Annotated in this window: 22 protein-coding genes; 6 read left to right on the top strand and 16 right to left on the bottom strand. The window is 37.7% G+C overall.

Going from position 1 to position 19,502, the window contains the following annotated elements; all coding sequences use genetic code 11:
- Positions 1 to 16 precede the first annotated feature (16 nt).
- From alaS to CCAL9328_RS05300, 4 genes are read left to right on the top strand one after another with little or no spacing between them, the layout of a single operon-like run.
- Positions 17 to 2,569, top strand: a complete 2,553-nt coding sequence (alaS, locus tag CCAL9328_RS05315) for an alanine--tRNA ligase (RefSeq protein WP_170000186.1) — start codon at positions 17 to 19, stop codon at positions 2,567 to 2,569.
- Positions 2,569 to 3,066: a 3-isopropylmalate dehydratase gene (locus CCAL9328_RS05310; protein WP_169971436.1), complete on the top strand. Its 498-nt coding sequence runs from the start codon at positions 2,569 to 2,571 to the stop codon at positions 3,064 to 3,066. The genes alaS and CCAL9328_RS05310 overlap by 1 nt, the downstream gene beginning before the upstream one ends.
- Positions 3,066 to 3,611 (top strand): septum formation inhibitor Maf, encoded by a 546-nt coding sequence (gene maf / locus CCAL9328_RS05305; protein ID WP_169971434.1) that lies wholly within the window; start codon positions 3,066 to 3,068, stop codon positions 3,609 to 3,611. The genes CCAL9328_RS05310 and maf overlap by 1 nt, the downstream gene beginning before the upstream one ends.
- Complete coding sequence (locus tag CCAL9328_RS05300; RefSeq protein WP_170000185.1) at positions 3,608 to 5,536, top strand: transglycosylase domain-containing protein; 1,929 nt, start codon at positions 3,608 to 3,610, stop codon at positions 5,534 to 5,536. Before maf ends, CCAL9328_RS05300 begins: the two co-directional genes overlap by 4 nt.
- Before the next feature lie 205 nt (positions 5,537 to 5,741).
- Here the strand turns inward: CCAL9328_RS05300 and rplS are convergent, their stop codons facing one another.
- The 16 genes from rplS to CCAL9328_RS05220 all read right to left on the bottom strand — a co-directional run bounded on the left by rplS (position 5,742) and on the right by CCAL9328_RS05220 (position 16,881).
- Positions 5,742 to 6,098: a 50S ribosomal protein L19 gene (gene rplS, locus CCAL9328_RS05295; protein WP_169937324.1), complete on the bottom strand. Its 357-nt coding sequence runs from the start codon at positions 6,096 to 6,098 to the stop codon at positions 5,742 to 5,744.
- A 14-nt stretch (positions 6,099 to 6,112) separates the two neighbouring features.
- On the bottom strand, positions 6,113 to 6,799 hold the full coding sequence (gene trmD, locus CCAL9328_RS05290; RefSeq protein ID WP_169937322.1) for a tRNA (guanosine(37)-N1)-methyltransferase TrmD: 687 nt from the start codon (positions 6,797 to 6,799) through the stop codon (positions 6,113 to 6,115).
- Positions 6,796 to 7,326, bottom strand: a complete 531-nt coding sequence (gene rimM, locus CCAL9328_RS05285; protein ID WP_169937321.1) for a ribosome maturation factor RimM — start codon at positions 7,324 to 7,326, stop codon at positions 6,796 to 6,798. The genes trmD and rimM overlap by 4 nt, the downstream gene beginning before the upstream one ends.
- Positions 7,316 to 7,561, bottom strand: a complete 246-nt coding sequence (locus CCAL9328_RS05280; RefSeq protein WP_169937319.1) for a KH domain-containing protein — start codon at positions 7,559 to 7,561, stop codon at positions 7,316 to 7,318. The genes rimM and CCAL9328_RS05280 overlap by 11 nt, the downstream gene beginning before the upstream one ends.
- A gap of 4 nt (positions 7,562 to 7,565) precedes the next feature.
- A complete protein-coding gene (rpsP, locus tag CCAL9328_RS05275) occupies positions 7,566 to 7,796 on the bottom strand; it encodes a 30S ribosomal protein S16 (RefSeq protein WP_169971430.1) in 231 nt (76 codons plus the stop codon).
- A 66-nt stretch (positions 7,797 to 7,862) separates the two neighbouring features.
- Positions 7,863 to 9,203, bottom strand: coding sequence for a signal recognition particle protein (gene ffh / locus CCAL9328_RS05270; RefSeq protein WP_169971428.1), 1,341 nt, complete (start codon positions 9,201 to 9,203; stop codon positions 7,863 to 7,865).
- 64 nt (positions 9,204 to 9,267) lie between these two features.
- Entirely contained in the window at positions 9,268 to 10,026 is a 759-nt protein-coding gene (locus CCAL9328_RS05265; protein ID WP_169937313.1) for an RluA family pseudouridine synthase, read from the bottom strand.
- Positions 10,016 to 11,158 (bottom strand): lipid IV(A) 3-deoxy-D-manno-octulosonic acid transferase, encoded by a 1,143-nt coding sequence (gene waaA, locus CCAL9328_RS05260; RefSeq protein WP_169937311.1) that lies wholly within the window; start codon positions 11,156 to 11,158, stop codon positions 10,016 to 10,018. Before waaA ends, CCAL9328_RS05265 begins: the two co-directional genes overlap by 11 nt.
- Before the next feature lie 7 nt (positions 11,159 to 11,165).
- Positions 11,166 to 11,873: a zinc ribbon domain-containing protein gene (locus CCAL9328_RS05255; RefSeq protein ID WP_169937309.1), complete on the bottom strand. Its 708-nt coding sequence runs from the start codon at positions 11,871 to 11,873 to the stop codon at positions 11,166 to 11,168.
- Positions 11,874 to 11,885: 12 nt separating this feature from the next.
- Entirely contained in the window at positions 11,886 to 12,608 is a 723-nt protein-coding gene (locus CCAL9328_RS05250) for a Nif3-like dinuclear metal center hexameric protein (RefSeq protein ID WP_170000184.1), read from the bottom strand.
- Positions 12,605 to 13,462: a glycine--tRNA ligase subunit alpha gene (glyQ, locus tag CCAL9328_RS05245; RefSeq protein ID WP_170000240.1), complete on the bottom strand. Its 858-nt coding sequence runs from the start codon at positions 13,460 to 13,462 to the stop codon at positions 12,605 to 12,607. The genes CCAL9328_RS05250 and glyQ overlap by 4 nt, the downstream gene beginning before the upstream one ends.
- An 11-nt stretch (positions 13,463 to 13,473) precedes the next feature.
- Positions 13,474 to 13,896 carry an effector binding domain-containing protein gene (locus CCAL9328_RS05240; protein ID WP_169937306.1) on the bottom strand — a complete coding sequence of 141 codons (423 nt, stop codon included), beginning with the start codon at positions 13,894 to 13,896 and terminating at the stop codon, positions 13,474 to 13,476.
- The gene (locus CCAL9328_RS05235; RefSeq protein WP_169937304.1) at positions 13,896 to 14,369 is read right to left on the bottom strand and encodes a DUF3972 domain-containing protein; all 474 of its coding nucleotides are present in this window, start codon (positions 14,367 to 14,369) and stop codon (positions 13,896 to 13,898) included. Before CCAL9328_RS05235 ends, CCAL9328_RS05240 begins: the two co-directional genes overlap by 1 nt.
- A gap of 9 nt (positions 14,370 to 14,378) precedes the next feature.
- Entirely contained in the window at positions 14,379 to 14,873 is a 495-nt protein-coding gene (gene purE, locus CCAL9328_RS05230) for a 5-(carboxyamino)imidazole ribonucleotide mutase (protein ID WP_169937302.1), read from the bottom strand.
- Positions 14,870 to 16,132 (bottom strand): U32 family peptidase, encoded by a 1,263-nt coding sequence (locus tag CCAL9328_RS05225; protein WP_170000183.1) that lies wholly within the window; start codon positions 16,130 to 16,132, stop codon positions 14,870 to 14,872. The genes purE and CCAL9328_RS05225 overlap by 4 nt, the downstream gene beginning before the upstream one ends.
- The gene (locus tag CCAL9328_RS05220) at positions 16,132 to 16,881 is read right to left on the bottom strand and encodes a chemotaxis protein (RefSeq protein WP_169937298.1); all 750 of its coding nucleotides are present in this window, start codon (positions 16,879 to 16,881) and stop codon (positions 16,132 to 16,134) included. The genes CCAL9328_RS05225 and CCAL9328_RS05220 overlap by 1 nt, the downstream gene beginning before the upstream one ends.
- Before the next feature lie 96 nt (positions 16,882 to 16,977).
- Between CCAL9328_RS05220 and CCAL9328_RS05215 the strand changes: the two genes are divergently transcribed.
- Entirely contained in the window at positions 16,978 to 17,757 is a 780-nt protein-coding gene (locus tag CCAL9328_RS05215) for a histidinol-phosphatase (protein WP_170000182.1), read from the top strand.
- Positions 17,758 to 17,841: 84 nt separating this feature from the next.
- On the top strand, positions 17,842 to 19,272 hold the full coding sequence (gene glnA / locus CCAL9328_RS05210; RefSeq protein ID WP_169937294.1) for a type I glutamate--ammonia ligase: 1,431 nt from the start codon (positions 17,842 to 17,844) through the stop codon (positions 19,270 to 19,272).
- Positions 19,273 to 19,502 lie beyond the last annotated feature (230 nt).

Genomic DNA, 19,502 nt, shown 5'->3' with positions numbered 1-19,502 from the left:
ATTTATAGGAAAAAATATGCAAAATTTTGATGTTAGACAGGCTTATTTAGACTATTTTAAAAGCAAGGGACACGAGGTTATAGAGTCGGCTCCGCTAGTGCCAAACGATGCGACACTGCTATTTACAAATGCAGGAATGGTGCCATTTAAAAGTATTTTTACCGGCGAAGTTCCACGCCCTACTCCTCCTATCCGCACAAGTTGCCAAACCTGTATAAGAGCGGGCGGCAAGCACAACGACTTAGACAACGTCGGCTACACGGCTCGTCACCATACATTTTTTGAGATGCTTGGAAACTTTAGCTTCGGCGAATACTTCAAAAAAGACGCGATCGCATACGCCTGGGAATTTGTTACGCAAGTATTAAAACTTCCAAAAGATCGTCTATATGTAACAGTTCATGAGAGCGATGACGAGGCTTACGGAATGTGGCAAGAACATATCGCAAAAGAGAGAATTTATAAATTCGGTGATAAAGATAACTTCTGGCAAATGGGCGATACGGGACCTTGCGGGCCTTGCTCTGAGATATTTTACGATCAAGGCGCGGAGCATTTTAACTCAGATGAGGACTATATGGGCGGTGACGGAGACCGCTTTTTGGAGATTTGGAACTTAGTATTTATGCAGTTTGAGCGAAGTGCGGACGGCAAGCTAACCACACTTCCAAAGCCCTCGATTGATACCGGAATGGGACTTGAGCGCGTAACCGCGATAAAAGAGGGTAAATTTAGCAACTACGATAGCTCACTTTTCATGCCTTATATAAACGAGGTCGCCAAACTTTGCGGTAAGCCTTACGAGTACGCCACAGGTGCGAGCTACCGCGTCATTAGTGATCATATCCGCTCGGTTACCTTTTTACTGGCTCAGGGCGTAAATTTTGATAAAGAGGGTCGCGGATACGTGCTTCGCAGGATTTTACGTCGTGCGGTGCGCCACGGCTACCTACTTGGTATCAAAAAGCCGTTTATGTATAAGCTTGTCGATAAGGTTTGCGAGCTAATGGGCGGACACTACGCGTATCTAAACGAGAAAAAAGAGGCGGTAAAAGAGCAAATCAAACTTGAAGAGGAGAGATTTTTCGCTACGATCGCTTCGGGACTTGAGCTGTTTAACGATGAGCTAACACGCACAAAAGATATATTTAGCGGCGAAGTTGCGTTTAAGCTATATGACACATTTGGCTTCCCACTAGATCTAACTGCCGATATGCTAAGAGATAAAAATCTAAAGGTCGATGAGGCGAAATTTGATGAGCTTATGAGCGAGCAAAAGGCACGCGCAAAGGCCGCTTGGAAAGGCAGTGGAGATAAGAGCGCAAAGGGCGACTTTAAAGAGCTTTTAGAGGAGTTTGGTGAGAATGAATTTATAGGTTACGAAGCGTTTGATAGCCAGAGTAAAATTTTAGCCATACTTGATGAGGACTTTAAGCGCACAAATAGCCTAAAAGCCGGCGAGAACGGCTGGGTAATGTTTGATAAGACTCCATTTTACGCGCAAAGCGGCGGTCAATGCGGCGATAGCGGCGAGATAACAGGCAAAGCGCAAATCCTTGATACGCAAAAATTTCACGGATTAAATTTATCGAGTGTTAAAGCAAATGTAGAGCTAAAAACAGGCGATGAGGTAAGCGTAAAAGTAAGTAGTGAGCGAAGCGAGATAGCACGCCACCACAGCGCTACCCACATCCTACACTCAGCACTTAGAAAGGTCCTAGGCACACATATCGCACAAGCTGGATCAAGCGTAGAGGCTGATAAACTACGCTTTGACTTCTCTCATCCTAAGGCACTCACAAGTGAGGAACTAGTGGGGATCGAGGCCTTCGTGCAAAACGCCATAGTAAAAGGCGAAGCGGCAAAAACCCAGATAATGGATATAGAAGATGCTAAAAGTAGCGGTGCGATCGCACTATTTGGCGAGAAGTACGCCGATAAAGTGCGCGTGCTAAGTTTTGGCGAGGTTAGCAAGGAGCTTTGCGGAGGAACTCATGTGCATAATTTAAATGAGATAGGAGCATTTTTTATAACCAAAGAGAGTGGCGTAAGTGCCGGTGTGCGCAGGATCGAGGCTGTTTGCTCAAAGGCAGCCCTAAATTTAGCTAAAAATTTACGCGCCGAGCTAGATGAGATCAAAACCGAGCTAAAGAGCATAGAACCGATGATCGCGATTAAAAAGCTAAAAACTGAGATAAAAAGCTTAAAGGACGAGCTTAAAAATGCAGGTAGCTCAAAAGCTATAAATTTAAGCGACATTAATGGCGTAAAAGTGTGCGTTGAAATTTTAGAAAGCGGCGATATAAAAACTGCGATAGATGAGATCAAAAACGCAAATGAACGCACTGCTGTGCTATTTATGCAAGTAAAAGACGATAAAGTCGCTATCGCGGCAGGTGTGAAAAACGCTAGCATAAAAGCAGGCGAATGGGTTAAAATGACGGCTCAAATTTTAGGCGGTAATGGCGGAGGCAAGGATGACTTCGCAACAGCAGGCGGTAAAGATACATCAAAAATTCAAGATGCCACAAAAGCAGCACTTGAATTTGCAAAGGAAAAACTCATCTAATGATCGAATACGACATAGCTTTTGCGCGTTTAGGGCAATTTTTGCCCTTTTTACATATAGCGTCTGCCGCCGTTTTTATAGGACTTCAGCTTGGCTTGCTGATATTTGGCAGATATCTTTTATCAAATAGATGCAAAAGCACAGACAAGGTGTTTTTAACTATAAGATTTTTAAGACAATTTGGTATTTTTTTGATAATATCACTATTTGTTATCGCAACAAGTAGCTTTTTATTTAGCAATCAAGATGCGTCATTAAGATCAGCAGACCCGATGGCTACGGCTATACTTGCGACAAAGTGGACACTATGGCTGTTTTTAACACTAAATCTTAGCTATATGTTTTATCACTACAAAAAGGCACTTGCTGCACTAAAAATTCGAGAAAAGATAACGCTTCATGAAAGCCTAGTCGTTATTATCATCTACTTTACTCCTTTAAATTTAATAGTATCATTCATAGCCGTTTATCTAGGCGTTGCTTATAAGGATTTTTAATGTTAACACTTGCTTCAAGTTCACAAACAAGAGCTAAAATTTTAACCGAGAACGGCATAAAATTTAAACAAATTTCATTTGATTTTAACGAGAACGATGTGAGCGATCAATGTGAGCCACATATCTATGTTCAAAATGTCGTAAAATCCAAAAAAGAGCAGTTTTTAAAACTATATCCGGATGTAAAAAATGTCATCTTTGCAGATAGCTGTGTAGCTTGTGACGGTAAAATTTTAGGCAAGGCAAAAAACAAGCAAGATGCTATTAATATGCTTAACCTGCAAAGCGGCAATATCGCTTCAGTTTTTACGGCAATGATATTTTTAGCAGAGGATTTTGAATTTATAAACGTTAGCGAAACTGCATATAAATTTGCAAATTTTAAAGAAGAAGACATAAAAGAGTATATCAAAAACGGTGAATACAAAGACAAAGCGGGAGCGATGATGGTAGAAGGTTTTAACAAAAAATATATCATAAAACAAATCGGTAATACAAGCACTGCAAGAGGGCTAAATGTCGAACTTTTAAAGGCATATTTATGAAATATATTTTATGGATATTTTTTGCAGGAGCTCTTGCTCTTGGTGGCGGCTTTGTATATATTTACTCACAGGTTCGCTTTGATGCATATAGTATAATCGACTACAAGCCAAAGCTTACAACTCAAATTTTTGATAGAAACAACGAACTTATAGCAAATATCTTTGAGGAAAATAGAGTCTATGTAAAATACGAAGAAATTCCCTCAAGAGTAGTTGAAGCGCTTGTTGCCATAGAAGATACTAGCTATTTTGAGCATGGAGGCATAAACTACGAAGCTATAGTAAGAGCTGTTATAAAAGATATAAAAGCAGGTAGATTTGTCGAAGGAGCGAGCACTCTTACCCAGCAGCTTGTTAAAAATTTAGCTTTAAGTAGCGAAAAAAAGATAATGCGAAAGATCAAAGAGATCGTCTTAGCCATTAAGCTTGAAACCGAACTAGACAAAGAGCAGATCATAGAACGATACTTAAATCACGTATATTTCGGTCACGGATATTACGGCATTAAAACAGCTGCAGATGGATACTTTAGAAAAGACTTAAAAGAGCTTAGCATAAAAGAGATAGCCATGCTAGTAGGCTTACCAAAAGCACCAAGCTCTTATGACCCTACAAAGCATTTAGACCTATCTTTAGGGCGCGCAAACAGAGTTCTTGAACGCATGTATACGATAGGTTGGCTAAACGAAGAAGAGTATCGCAAAGGCATACTCGAAGAGCCTGCTGTATTTGACGACACCTTAAGCAAAAATAAGGCTCCGTATGTAGTAGATGAGATCATAAAAGAAGTCTCAAAAAGAGTTGACGATATAAGAACCGGTGGATATAAAATTTATAGCACCGTAGATCTTAATGTGCAAAAAATGGCAAATGAAGCCCTAATATACGGATATAACGAAATTTTAAAGCGTGATAAAAAAGCAAATGCAAACATACTAAATGGCGCGATAGTCGTTACGCAGCCTCAGACCGGACATATTTTAGCACTTGTTGGTGGGGTTGATTACTCAAAAAGTAGTTACAACCGTGCAACCCAGAGTGCAAGACAACCTGGCTCAAGCTTTAAGCCTTTTATCTATCAAATCGCGCTTGATGAGGGATACTCGGTAGTATCACAACTAGCAGACATAGCGCGAAGCTTTGATATGGGCAACGGCAAAGAGTGGACGCCTAAAAACTACAGTGGCGGCTTTCAAGGCTACATTAGCTTAAAATCAGCCCTAACACAGTCAAGAAACCTAGCAACTATAAATTTGCTAAACGACCTAGGTCTTAGCTCTGTTAGAGCAAAGCTTTCAAACATAGGCTTTCAAAATATACCGGAAAATTTATCCATCGCACTTGGAAGCTTTGGTATATCGCCTGTAAATTTTGCTAAATTTTACTCAATGTTTCCAAACGAGGGAGAGATTGTCGAGCCGATACTTATAAAATATGTAGAAAATAGCTTTGGTGCGGTTGTAAATTACGAAGCAAAAAAAGAACAGGTTTTAAAGCCTGAACAAGCATTTTTAATGATAGATCTTCTTAAAAACGTCGTTAACAATGGAACCGGTCGTAATGCCAAAATAAATGGCATACAAGTAGCAGGCAAAACAGGCACAACAAACAATAACATAGACGCTTGGTTTTGCGGTTTTACGCCTGATGTTCAAGCCATAATCTGGTACGGCAATGACGACAATTCGCCAATGAAAAAGATAGAAGGCGGTGGTAGAACTGCGGCGCCGGTCTTTAAGAAATTTATGGAAACATACATAAAACAATACCCGACAGTAAGACGCGTATTTGAACAGCCTGAAGGCGTTTATAAAGGTATTTACAATGGAGTAGACGAGTTATACACAAACGACTCACCTTTACCTGAGATAATACCTGCAAACGAAATAATACAAGAGCAAGAAAATAACGGTTTAATGTTTTAAACCGCTTGCCTTTATCATTATGGTATTTTACTTTTATCATAGCGACAAATTTATACAAACCATCAAATCAAATTTTCAAATAAATACAGTCAACTAAAAAATTTAAATAAAAACAATAACTAAATCACAAAGAAAAAGTGGAATAATGGATGATATACTTTAAAGAAGAAAAATTTCAAAGGAAAAACCTTTGAAATTTATATTTTTATTTTCTAAGTTCGCGGATCTTAGCAGCTCTACCGCGTAAATTGCGTAGATAAAATAGTTTAGCACGTCTAACACGACCACGTCTTAATACAGTGATCTCTTCGATACTTTCGCTATAAATAGGGAAAATTCTCTCAACGCCTACACTGTTTGCGCCGATTTTTCTGATCATGAATGTCTCACCTACGCCACTTCCGCGTCTAGCTATACAGACACCTTCAAAATTTTGAACCCTAGTCTTATCGCCCTCTTTAATACGAATAGCTACACGAAGTGTATCACCCGCACGAAATTCAGGCACAGTTTTGCTTGCGATTTGAGCATTCTCAAATGCTTCAATATACTTATTTCTCATAGTTTGTCCTTAAATTATGGCTTAATTTTTTGGTATAAATCAGGGCGGAAGAACTTTGTTTTGCAGTGCGCCATCCTGTTTTTTAAAGATTGGATTTTACCATGATTTCCCTTTAAAAACTCTGAAACAACAAAACTACCTTTAAAGAGGTCAGGCTTAGCAAAGGATGGAGCTTCAAGCAAATTATCCTCAAAACTCTCCACTGCCAAACTCTCATTATTGCCAAGCACTCCATCTATATTTCTAGATATTGCATCACTCATACAAAGAGCGCCAAGCTCCCCACCAGTTAACACATAATCGCCTATGCTAAAAACTTCATCAGCCCACATTTCAATGATTCTCTCATCGATACCCTCATATCTGCCACAAACAAAACAGATATGATCTTTTTTGGCTAATCTTTTGGCATCATTTTGATTAAATTTCTTTGCAGCCGGAGTTAAAAAAATAATATGCACACTCTTATCATTTTTTTTTATCTCACTCAAAGCGTCATCAATCGGCTGTGCAAACATCAAAAGACCTGCGCCACCGCCTATCATATACTCATCAACTTTTAAATTTTTTTGTTTTGTATAATCACGAGGATTGACAAAAGAGAGATTGATCTTATTAGAAGATACTGCCCTTGCAAGGATTGAGTCTTTAAAGTATGGTTCTATTAACTGTGGAAATAAAGATACAAAGCTAAATTTCATGAATTTTCAAGAATTGCTTTTGCATTTTTAGTTGAAATTTCTTGTTTTTCTAGATCAACACTGGTAATAAATTCGTCTATATACGGTATATAAAAGCTTTTTGCAAAGCCTTGTTCAGCTAGGCTTGGGCTAGTTTTGATAAATAAAAGATTTGAGCTTGAAATTTCTTCAATATCATCAACTATGCCTAAAATTTCACCATTTTCCAGTATCTTAAGTCCGATAATGTCAAAATAAAAAAATTCATCTTTCTTAAGCTTGCAATCTTTTCTAGTTTGCTCGACAGTAGTATAAATGACGCGGTTAGTTAGCTCTTTTGCAGCTTCAATACTTTCAAAACCAACAAACAAAGCCTCACCGCGTGTTTTGTCATAATTTTTTATAATAAGCCAATTACCGTCTTTGTCAAAAAATTTAGCGTCTTTTTTAAACTGCTCAGGGAAGTCACTTTTATTGTGAAGCTTTACATAGCCCCTAAGTCCGACGGTTTTGCCTATTATAGCTACTTCGAGATTTTCACTCTTCAAAAGCTTTTACCGTTACCCTGTAGCTAGTGGAGTCTTTTGCCTTACATCCGATAATGACGGTTTTTATGGCATTTATCATCTTGCCATCTTTTCCTATCAACTTACCGGTATCAACCTTATCGGCATTTATAATAATCTCGGCAAAATTCTCGCCAAGCTCCACACGCTCAACTTTTATCTTTTCAGGAAAGTCGGCTATAAGCTTAGCATATTCGTATAAAAAATTTTCAACCATAAATTTATTTGCTTGTTATTTGTGCAACTCTATCGCTAAGTTTAGCGCCAACGCCTTTCCAGTATGCTAGTCTTTCAGCGTCAAATTTTACAACTTCAGGCTCTACCATTGGATTGTAGTAGCCGATACTCTCTATCCAGCCGCTATCACGTCTTTTTCTACTATCTGTTACAACTATACGATAAAATGGTCTTTTTTTGCGTCCCATTCTTGTTAGTCTTACTACGGTTGCCATTATATTTCTCCTTAAAATTTTTAAATAATGCTTAAATTTAGATAACAAATTATCCAAATTTAAACCCTATCTGGGTCTATTCATATTGGCTTGACTTAGCATATTTGCAAGCCCTTTAGCACTGCCTTTACCTGAAAATTTCTTTGCAAGCTTGGAGGCATTTTCAAACTGTTTTAAAAAACGATTAACCTCTACTTGAGATAGCCCAGAGCCGGCTGCTAGACGACGTTTTCTGCTATTGTTTAAAAGCTCGGGATTTTCACGCTCTTTTTGCGTCATTGAATTTATCATAGCTTTTATATGCAAAATTTCTTTTGAGTTATCAAGATCTATGTCTTTGATCTGATTTGCCATATTGCTAAGACCAGGTATCATACCTATTAGGGATTTCATAGAACCTAGTTTTTTTACGCTCTCCATTTGTTCTAAAAAGTCGTTAAAGTTAAATTGTCCCTTTTTTATCTTTTGATTTAAGCGCTTAGCTTCTTTTTCATCAATAATAGAACTTGTTTTTTCTACAAGAGTAGCAAGGTCGCCCTCGCCCATTATGCGACCGACTATACGGTCTGGTATGAAGCTTTCTAAATCGGCAACTTTCTCACCGGTACCAACAAATCTAAGTGGAATTCCTAACTGTTTTGCTATGCTGATAGCAACACCACCCTTGCTATCAGAGTCAAATTTTGAAAGTATTACACCGCTGATATTTAGCGCTTCATTAAAGCTGGCTGCAGAACGCACGCCATCTTGACCACTCATAGCGTCAGCTACATAGAAAATTTCATGTGGATTTATGGCACTCTTAACATCTTTTATTTGACCCATTAAAGCTTCATCTATAGCCAAACGACCTGCCGTATCAACTAAAAGCACATCATAAAGACCGCTTTTAGCTTTTACTAGTGCCTCTTTGGCAACTTTAACAGGGTCATTTTCATTTTCTATAAAAAATAGATCGATTTCATTAGCAACACAAAGCTGACGAAGTTGTTCAACTGCAGCCAAACGTTGTAAATCACATGCAGCAACAAGAACTTTCTTCTTGCGAAGCTTTAAATAATTTGCTAGTTTTATCGTAGTTGTGGTTTTTCCGGATCCTTGCAAGCCGGCCATCAACACGATGGTGGGAGCTGTTTGAGCATAAACAAAGCCTTGATTGCCAGGAGCTGTTAAAATTTCTGTCAGCTTTAATTTTATAGCATCTAAAAATTGCTTTTGACCAATACTAGTTTGTTTTATCTCGCTTTCGATCGCGCTTAATAAATCCTTGGTAACTTTATGATGAACATCAGCTTTTAAAAGAGCTTTTTTAAGCACATCAAATGCGTTTTTCAAAGCCTTTTCATCATCTACAAAACGTATCTTGCTGACGGCTAATCTAAACGACTCACTGATTTGTTCAAACACTATTTACCTTTCTAAATTTATATATTAAACGGCGCATTTTACTAAATTTTTTCTTTATCGCTCTTTAAATTTCAAATTTATTTGAAATTTCAAACCCTAACGCATTAAAATCTTTAGGAATATTAGCTTTAAAATTATAACCCAAAAGCCCGATATAATAGGCATGTAGATACATTCTAGCCGAACGATTTTTACCGTATTTTTCATCACCAACTATAGGTGCATTAACACTTGATAAATGAACCCTTATCTGATGAGTTCTTCCTGTTTTTATTTCGACTTTTACAAGTGACTTTTTGCCGACAACCATAAGTGGCGTTACTTTCGAGATGGCCTCTTTACCATCTTTTGAAATTTTAGAGTGAGCACCACCCTTTGTTTTAATGGTTAAAATCGGCTCATTTATATTAATTTCTTCACTCACTATGCCTTTAATTGCAGCAACATAGGTTTTAGCAACGCGCATATGCTTAAATTCTTCTATTGCTTTTTTGGCAAATTCTTCATCTTTAACAAGCAGTAAAACACCGCTTGTTTCTTTATCCAAACGATGAAGAAGCGGAAATTTATAAATTTCGCTTATCTTTTCACTCGTAATAAAAGCCGGTTTATTTATTGCGATCAAATTTTCATCTTCAAAAATCACGCTTGGCTTTGGTACTTCTTGAACATTAAAGCGTGTATTTGCCCCCATTAGCGCACGAGCTATGAGAATTTTCTGCCCTTTTGCATACACAAGACCATCGTCGATTAGTGCCTTTGCTTCGTTGTTTGAAATTCCCTCTTGCAAAGCCAAAAGCTTATATGCTTTTTCACTGCTCATAACTACTCCTAATATCATCTATAATCGCCGTAATATCGGCCTTGTTAATAATCCTTGCACGCTCTTTGTAAAGACTTAAAACATCATTTAGCTCATTTGTTTTGATAAATTTTACTCCACTTACAAGCCTAAATAGTGCTTTTTGGTTAAATACATGCTCGCCACTCACAAGAATAGGATTAAAATTTGCACACTCTATTGGGTTGTGTCCGCCAATACCAGAAACAAAACTTCCCCCAAGCACTACCACGTCGCTTATAGCATAAACATTTACGAGCTCACCGAGCGTATCAAGTAAAGTTATTTGTCTATTAAAATTTCCGTTTTGACTAAATTTATCAAACTCAAAGCCGTGCTTATGCGACCATTCTTTTACAAACTCGCCAACACTTGCAAATCTCTCAGGATGTCTTGGGGCTATAACAAGCTTGTCATTTTTGCTTAACTTCAAATTTTCAAGTAGCATTTTCTCTTCACCTTCATGCGTGCTTGCTAAAACTATAACCCTTTCTTTAGGCTTTTTATAAATTTTACCAGGTTGTGAGGCAAACGCTGATTTGACATTGCCAGCTACTTTTATATCTTTTGCTCCAAGACTCATAAGTCTTTCTTTATCTAGATCGCTTTGCGCATAAACTTGGTCTATGTATCTAAAAATAGTAGCATAAAAAAAACTAAATTTCTTATATCTAGCATAACTTCTATCTGAAATTCTGGCGTTTATCAAAATAACCCTTGAGCCATTTAGCTTAGCCACAAAAACAAGCATGAGCCAAAGTTCGGCTTCAAAAATAACTAAAATTTTACTTTTTTTAAGCCAAAATGGTAAAAATATCTCAAATGGTAAAAACCGTGAATTCTGGCTTATTTTTTTTGCTGCTTCAAAACCAGTATGCGTCACTACGCTTATCGCCTTATCCTCAAATTTTCTCATGATCGGCGTTAAAGCCTGAATCTCACCATAACTGCAAGCATGAAAATGAACTTTGGCGTCTTTAAATTTTGGGTTATTAAAAAGAAAAAACCGAGCCGGTATAGCGCTGCGGTATTTCTTTTTAAGGCTTAAAGGGAGTAAAAAAATAGCTCCGATCAACCACGAGATCAAAGCTAAGATATAATAAATCGCTACCACGAGGGGCTTAAATATTTTCTTTATATAAAATTCTACCGCAATGAGGGCAAGTGACGATATCTTCAGCACGAACTACAGCTGCAAAAGTTTTATCATTTATCTGCATAAAACAGCCGTAGCATGCTTGTTTTCTAACAGGAACAACAGCTGAATTATGAGCCCATTTGCGAATTTTCTCATAAAATGTAAGAATTTTTTGGTTCATCTCGCCTACAAGCTTAGTTTTTTGTGCATAAACTTCAGCTCTTTCTTTCTCAATAGCCTCAAGCTCTGACGAAATTTCCGCTTCTATCTGTGTGAGTTTAGCCTCTAGCTCGCTCTTTTTAGCTACTAACTCTTCCTTACTTGCATTTTTGCTATCAATTATCTTTTCAAGTCTAGCTATCTCTTCGTTTGCAGCTTCAAGTTGCTCTTTGGCGATCTCTTCTTCAAGATTAAGAGCTTTTACCTCTTTTTCGCTCTTGGCTAAACCACTTTTTTTTGCTACATCTTTGATCTTTGCTGCAAATTCGGCTATGTGTGCATTTGTTTGACTTTTTTGAACTTTGATATCGCTTACTTCATTGTCCAACTGCTCGATATTTGCGCTTATGGCATCACACTCTTCTTTTGTTACTCTGTAAGTTTTTTGAACGTTTTCGATACGAGGAGTAAAATCGTCGATCTCTTTATCAAATTTTGAAAGCTCAACTAGCTGTTGTAAATATTTATTCATTTTAGTGTTTCCTTAAAAATGTGTGAATGGGTTTTTCGAATTAGATATTATAATCAAAACTCCAAGATTTTGCAAATATTTTGCCAAAGGCTCCCCAAAATACTGCTCGCTCTCGTAGTGATTTATATCTATTAAATTTAGCAAATTTTCTCTAGCTTCTAGCGCTTGATGATATTTTATATCACCCGTTAAAAGCACATCGGCCTTTACATAAGGCATTAAATCAGCTCCGCTTCCAGTGCAAATAGCTATAGTTTTTATCTCATCTTTTGCATAGACAGTGCGAATTTGATTTAAATTTAGCCTGTCTTTTACCAAATCCACAAGCTCTTTAAAATTTAAATTTACATCACAGTAGATCAAAAATTCATCAGACCTTGAAATATCAAAACCTAAAATTTCAGTTACAAAATATCTGTTTAAAACAGCTTTATCAAAGTTTGTATGCATCGAGATTAAGCTTATATTTTTTTTAATCATTTCAGCGATAATGCCACTTGGATACTTGGCAAAATTCATCACTTTAAGTCCTTTAAATATAAGCGGATGATGAGTTATTAGAAGTGAATTTGGCTTCATTTTATCAACCAGCTCACTATCTATGTCAAGGCTTAGATAAATTTGCTCAAACTCACTCTCAAACGATCCGACAAGAAGTCCACTATTATCCCATTCCTCTTGTGTGTCAAACGGAGCTATCTTGTTTAAGTGTTCGTAAATTTCAAAAATTTTCACTGCTGCTCTTGAGACTTAAGATATGTTAAGGCGCAGGATTTGGCAAGCTCGCGGATTTTTAAGATATACTCTTGTCTTTGCGTAACAGAGATCGCACCTCTTGCATCAAGAACATTAAAAGTATGAGCCGCCATCATGCAATAATCATACGCAGGAAGCGAAATTTCAGCCTCCAAACAACGCTTGCATTCATTAAATGCGCTTTCAAATTGATTAAAAAGCATATTAACATCGGCTACTTCAAAGTTGTATTTACTCCATTCAAATTCGCCTTGTTTATGCACATCGCCATATGTTACCACACCGTTTTTATCATCCCATACGATATCATAAACGCTGTCTTTATCTTGCAAATACATGGCAAGTCTTTCAAGACCGTAAGTTATCTCTCCGCTTACTAAGTCACAAGTTATGCCACCAACTTGCTGAAAGTATGTAAACTGCGTTACTTCCATACCATCAAGCCAAACTTCCCAGCCTAGTCCCCAAGCACCAAGCGTCGGACTCTCCCAGTTATCTTCTACAAAGCGAATATCATGGTTTTTCAGGTCAAGTCCTAGCTTTTCAAGGCTTTTTAGATATAGCTCTTGGATGTTTTTTGGGCTTGGCTTGATAAGTACTTGAAACTGATAATACACACCTAGGCGATTTGGATTTTCACCGTATCTTCCGTCTGTCGGACGACGAGACGGTGCAACATAGGCAGTCGCCCACGGCTTTTTACCAAGGCTTCTTAAAAATGTCGCTTGATGATATGTTCCTGCACCTGCTGGCATATCGTAAGGTTGAACGATAACACAACCTTGCTCACGCCAATAATTTTGTAAATTTAGGATTATCTCTGAAAAAGTTATCATTTGTTTCCTTATTTTATTGATATGTAAATTTCTATTTTATCTTTTAAATGTTTTTCAAAATCGCTCTCATAGGCTCTTTGCAAATTCGAGCTTTTAAAAAAGCTCCAAATTTCATGCCAAAGCTCTATCGTAACACTCTCTCCTGTGCCATCCTTGCTAAACATAGCATATTTGCCATTTTTAACAAAAACCTTCCGGCTATCTTTGCGTTCTAAATTTTTAGCACCTACGATCAAAGAGCAAAAGCCGTTTATATCGCTTTCATACTCATGATAAACTGCATAAATTTCATCTAAATCACCAAAACCTAAACTTAAGAATTCTTTCCATAAACTAGCTATCTTGCCACAACCGCTCATTTCGCTAGAATTATCTGTTCTAGTTTTTAAGCCATAAATTTCAAAATCCTCTTTTAGATTAATTATTTGCACTAATTATCCTTGAAATTTTCGACTGCCTTGTTCCACATAAGTTTGTATTTACGTTTTAAAAACTCAACCTCATCTTGCGAAATTTTAAGTTGATCCGTTAGTGTTTCTATGGTCTTTCTATCTTCATCGTAAAGTTCTTGCATGGAAAACAGTGCTTCTTTTAAAAATTTATTCTCGTTTCTTAAAACTTCAAGCGTTTCGTCTTTTGCATCAAGAACTTTTTCATGTAAATTTAAAATCGTTCCGATAGTTTTTTCTACAAAACTCTCGCCCGCAATCGCGTTCATATTTACGCTTAAATTTGAACTTGTCGTAGGCACTACACTCATAGTTCCTTGCGAAGCTTCGATGTAAATTTCGCCGTCTTCTTCAATTTTTGTATTTAACACACCGCGCTCTATCATGCCTTCGATGACTTCACGCTCTAAATGCACAAGTTTGCAAAACTCATCTATCTTTAAAAAAGTCTGCATCCACCCTCCTTAAAGTATAACTTCAACCTTTGCCGAATCAGCCTTTAAAGCCTCCTCTTTCGCCTTTCTGTCTTCCTTAAGTTTTTTAGCTAAAACATCATCGCTTAACGCTAAAATTTGCATGGCAAGATAAGCAGAATTTATCGCTCCCGCCTTACCTATCGCGAGTGTTGCCACCGGCATTCCGCTTGGCATTTGCACTGTTGAGTAAAGAGCATCCACTCCACCCAAGGCAGAACCAGCCATAGGTATACCGATAACAGGTTTTGTGGTATTTGCTGCGATCGCGCCTGCCAAGTGAGCCGCCATTCCAGCTGCTGCTATGAAGACTTGTGCGCCTTTTACTTCGGCATTTTTTACGTATTCATGCGTTCTTTCCGGACTTCTGTGAGCAGAGCTAATAATGAGTTCGTATTTTACTTCAAATTTTTCAAGTAGTTTTGCTGCTTCACTTACTATCTCGTAGTCGCTCTTACTTCCCATTATAATAGAAACAAATTTCACTTAAATTCCTTTCTTAGAAAACTAAATTTAGGTAGTTTTATAGGTAGTTTTATCTCGTTTTCGTTACCGCTGTGGATCTCTTCGAAAATTTTACCTTTTTTACTCACAAGCTGTTTAAATTCCAGCCAAAACTTTCCATCGTTATCATAAACACTTCCAAGCTCGCTTTCGCCGACTTCTATAATACTATCAAGCGGAGATACTATCTCGTAAGCCTCATTAGCGACGATCTTAAATTTACACTTTATAAATTCCCCATCTTCGCTTATCGCATGAACTTGATGAGTGCCCTCTTCCAAGCTACTGGTGTGGTTTTGAGTATCAACTCGTTCGTAAGGACGACTTACTAGATATCCGTCCGTAAAGCCGCGGTTTTTAAGCGTATTTATCTCAAATTCATACTTTTCTCGCTCAAATTTACCACTTACCGCGTCATCTATCGCCATTCTGTAAGCGCGCGTAGCACATGCCGCATAATACTCACTCTTTGTCCTACCTTCTATTTTACAGCTGTCTATGACGCCTGATTTTACTATTTCATCGATATGAGAGATAAGGCTTAAGTCTTTTGCGTTCATAACATGCGTACCGCCTTCAGGATCTTCTTCTAATCGGAACAAAGTCCCGCTTTCTGGATTTTTAGCATAAAGTTCGTATTTAAAACGGCAATCATTCGCGCAACTTCCGCGATTTGACTGTCGTCCGCTTTGCACAGCACTAACCAAACATCTACCAGAATAAGCAAAACACATAGAGCCGTGAACAAAAATTTCTATTTCGAGATTAGGTAGCATTTCCTTTATCTTGATGACATCCTTTAAACTCATCTCGCGAGCCACAACTATGCGTGACGCACCCATTTCATGATAAATTCTAGCATCAAGATAGTTCATCACATTTGCCTGTGTACTTAAGTGTATGTCAATATCAGGAGCTATCTCCTTTGCAAGACTCATTACGCCTGGAGTTGAGATCAAAAAAGCATCAGGTTTCATGGCCGAAACGGTTTGCAAGTGGCGCTTTAACGGCTCGATCTGTCCATTAAAAGGAAATGCATTTATGGTAACATAAAATTTCTTTCCTTTTTCATGAGTGTATCTTATGCCTTCTTCAAAGCTTTCTAGGTTAAATTCTCTAGCCGAGCGTGTGCGTAAACTAAAACTAGCCACAGAGGCGTAGACGGCATCTGCGCCGTATTCAAGGGCTATTTTAAGTTTAGTTAAATTTCCTGCAGGGCTTAATAATTCGGGCTTTAACACTATTTATTACCCAAACTTTCGATAAGCGCTTCTATGTCATCGTTGCTTACTAAGTTTTCGGTCGTAGTATCACCCACGATGTGAACAGCCGAGCTAACGCGCTTATCATCATCTATCCTACCTTCAAACAAGCTACTCATATACTTACTAAGCGCTCTCATGACATTTATGACACGCTCGATTTTTTGACGATGGATATCTTGATACTGCATCATATCCATAGCCATCATTATCTCGTCTTGTCCCATTTGGATATCGCCGATAGTGTTTTCGACAGTTTCTTTCATGCTCTCGTTACGTTTAAGAGCTTCCAAAAATGCATCTACGCCCGGAAATTTCTCACTTAACGTAGTAAAAATTTCTATATTTTTATCAATATCTTTCTTAAGATCGCCACATGAACTCTCAGCATTCATGAAAAAACCGTTGATAACATCAAGTTTATCAAACATTTCAGTGGCTTTCTTCTCGCTGTCTTTCGTAACATCATCAAGCTGGTTTACCATTTTATGATCATCTGTAGGCGGTGGAGGTGGCCATGCGGTTTGCGGATTTACCCTGTAACCTTTTACAAATTCCTCGTCAATATCATTATCTTCCGACTCTTTTTCCTGCTTTACAGGGGCTGTTTCTTGTTTTGTTTCAACGGAAGAATCAACTTTATCTTGCGTATCAGGCTCGGCTGTCTCTTCGTCCATAATGTCGTCAAGACCGCCTGCCATAAGCGCATCAAGTTCTTCTTGGGTCATAAAAACTCCTATTGGTATGATTGTGCGATTATACAATCAATAGGCTTAAATTTATCTACTTTTAGATAAGATTATGCGGATTTTAAAAGGACGGACATGAAAGTTGATCTACACAACCACACAACTCTTTGTAATCACGCAACAGGCGAGATAGATGAGTATATTAAACAAGCTATCAAACTTAATTGCGAAATTTACGGCATTAGCGACCATGCCCCTATGAAATACGACGAAGCTTATAGAATGAACTTTGCGCAAATGAATTTATATGAAAGTATGGTTTTAAAAGCAAAAGAGGATTTTAAAGACAAAATCAAAATTTTACTTGGATACGAGGTTGATTTTTTAGATGGTTTTATAGATGAGCGCGTTTTGGCTCGTGATGTGGATTATTTTATCGGTTCTGTGCATTTTATAGGCGGTTGGGGATTTGACAACCCTGAATTTATAGGCGAATACTCAAACAAAAACATAGACGATATTTGGCGAGAGTACTTTGCTTGTATCGAGCAGTTGGCAAAATGTGGTAAATTTGATATAGTCGGACATTTTGACCTGATGAAATTATTTAATTTTATGCCAAAAACAGATATTAGAATTTTAGCTAAAGATGCCATAAAAGAGATAAAAAAAGCAAATTTAGCTCTTGAGATAAACTCTGCAGGTCTTAGAAAACCGGCAGCAGAGCAATATCCAAGTGTTGAGCTTTTAGAGCTTGTTTATGAAGCGCAAATACCAATAAGCTTTGGCTCTGACGCGCACGATCCTTTGCAGGTCGGAGCAGATAACGGCTTATGTGAAAATTTGGCTCGGAAAATGGGCTTTGATAAGTGTGTAAGTTACAAAAAAAGAGATAGGTATTTTGTTAAATTTTAAAATGGGTATAAATTTTATATAAAGTTAAACTTAAAAGTTAGATTTTGTGATATAATTCAAAAATACAATCCAAAAGGAGAATATATGGGAAAATTTGTAAATAGTGTCGATGAATTTTTCGACTTTTGCAAACAACACGAAGTTAGATTTATAGATTTTAGATACACCGATATGAACGGTGCTTGGCATAGCATAAGTTACAACGCAAAAGTTGTAGAAAAAGGAAATTTTGAAAACGGTATACCTTTTGACGCAAGTTCTACAGGCGGTTGGCAGCCTATCGACAAAAGCGATATGATACTGATGCCTGACGCTACTAGTGCATTTTTAGACCCTTTTACGGCAGATATCACGGCTGTTGTTTTTTGTGATGTTTATGACATATATAAAGGTCAAATGTATGAAAAATGCCCACGCTCTATAGCTAAAAAAGCAATGTCTTATGTAAAAGAAAGCGGCATGGGTGATGTAGCGTTTTTTGGTCCTGAGAACGAATTTTTTGTATTTGATAACGTTAAAATCATCGATAGCCCAAACTGTGCAATGTTTGAAGTTGATACAGAAGAAGGTATCTGGAATGACGGCAAAGACTTTAAAGATAGCTACAACACAGGTCACAGACCTCGCACAAAGGGAGGATATCTAGCAACGGGACCGGTTGATAGTATGGTAGATCTACGCGCTGAGATGGTAAATGTTTTAGAGCAAGTAGGTCTTGAGCCATTTGTAGTTCACCATGAAGTAGCACAAGGTCAAGGTGAGATCGGTGTAAAATTTGGAACACTTGTCGAAGCTGCCGATAATGTTCAAATTTATAAATACGTAGTTAAAATGGTAGCTCATCTAAACGGCAAAACCGCAACTTTCATGCCAAAACCTCTTTATGGAGATAATGGAAGCGGTATGCATGTGCACCAGTCTGTATGGAAAGATGGTAAGAATTTATTTTATGGAGAGGGCAACTACTCAAATTTAAGTGATTTTGCTCGCTGGTATATAGGTGGAATTTTAAAACACGCAAGAAGTGTTGCAGCCTTTACAAACCCAAGCACAAACAGCTATAAACGCCTAATCCCAGGCTTTGAAGCACCATCGATCTTGACTTATTCAAGCCAAAACCGCTCTGCTTCTATACGTATCCCTTACGGCTCAGGAGAAAAATCAGTCCGTGCCGAAATGCGCTTTCCTGATAGCACCGCTAACCCGTATTTGGCATTTTCAGCAATGCTTATGGCTGGTCTTGACGGCGTTAAAAACAAATACGAGCCGGTTGGACCGATGGATGAAAATTTATTTAAACTTACTCTTGATGAAATTCGCCAAAAGGGTATCGAACAACTTCCGCACACTCTTCGTGGCAGTTTAGAAGCACTTATTAGAGATAATGAATACCTAAAACCTGTAATGTCTGAAGTGTTTGTAGATGCGTTCCAGCATTATAAATTTGAAACACAAGTTTGGCCATACGAAGCTCGTCCAACAGCATACGAGTTTAAAACCTGCTACTCTTGCTAAAAATATAGGGGTGCTTAAGCCCCTTAAATTTTAATTACTTATCACTTTGTTGATCTATGCATCGGGTGTTGGTAATCGTTGCGCTCGCAACCAATAAAACTAAACACAACAGCACCTAAAACGATAGCTAAAAATAATTTTTTCATAAAATATCACCTTTTTGTTTTTAATTTGATTATATCAGAAATTTATCATTTTTTGAGTAAAATCAATCCAAAATTTTACCCAAG

The organism is Campylobacter sp. RM9328 (genome assembly GCF_012978615.1).
The sequence above is the reverse complement of the archived record's forward strand: the minus strand, read 5'-3'. Positions and strand labels throughout refer to the sequence as shown.

Coding starts and splice junctions, on each gene's coding strand:
- alaS (WP_170000186.1), top strand. CDS start 17: ATGCAAAATTTTGATGTTAGACAGGCTTATTTAGACTATTTTAAAAGC.
- CCAL9328_RS05310 (WP_169971436.1), top strand. CDS start 2,569: ATGATCGAATACGACATAGCTTTTGCGCGTTTAGGGCAATTTTTGCCC.
- maf (WP_169971434.1), top strand. CDS start 3,066: ATGTTAACACTTGCTTCAAGTTCACAAACAAGAGCTAAAATTTTAACC.
- CCAL9328_RS05300 (WP_170000185.1), top strand. CDS start 3,608: ATGAAATATATTTTATGGATATTTTTTGCAGGAGCTCTTGCTCTTGGT.
- rplS (WP_169937324.1), bottom strand. CDS start 6,098: ATGAGAAATAAGTATATTGAAGCATTTGAGAATGCTCAAATCGCAAGC.
- trmD (WP_169937322.1), bottom strand. CDS start 6,799: ATGAAATTTAGCTTTGTATCTTTATTTCCACAGTTAATAGAACCATAC.
- CCAL9328_RS05280 (WP_169937319.1), bottom strand. CDS start 7,561: ATGGTTGAAAATTTTTTATACGAATATGCTAAGCTTATAGCCGACTTT.
- rpsP (WP_169971430.1), bottom strand. CDS start 7,796: ATGGCAACCGTAGTAAGACTAACAAGAATGGGACGCAAAAAAAGACCA.
- CCAL9328_RS05265 (WP_169937313.1), bottom strand. CDS start 10,026: ATGAGCAGTGAAAAAGCATATAAGCTTTTGGCTTTGCAAGAGGGAATT.
- CCAL9328_RS05255 (WP_169937309.1), bottom strand. CDS start 11,873: ATGAATAAATATTTACAACAGCTAGTTGAGCTTTCAAAATTTGATAAA.
- CCAL9328_RS05235 (WP_169937304.1), bottom strand. CDS start 14,369: ATGCAGACTTTTTTAAAGATAGATGAGTTTTGCAAACTTGTGCATTTA.
- CCAL9328_RS05220 (WP_169937298.1), bottom strand. CDS start 16,881: ATGACCCAAGAAGAACTTGATGCGCTTATGGCAGGCGGTCTTGACGAC.
- CCAL9328_RS05215 (WP_170000182.1), top strand. CDS start 16,978: ATGAAAGTTGATCTACACAACCACACAACTCTTTGTAATCACGCAACA.
- glnA (WP_169937294.1), top strand. CDS start 17,842: ATGGGAAAATTTGTAAATAGTGTCGATGAATTTTTCGACTTTTGCAAA.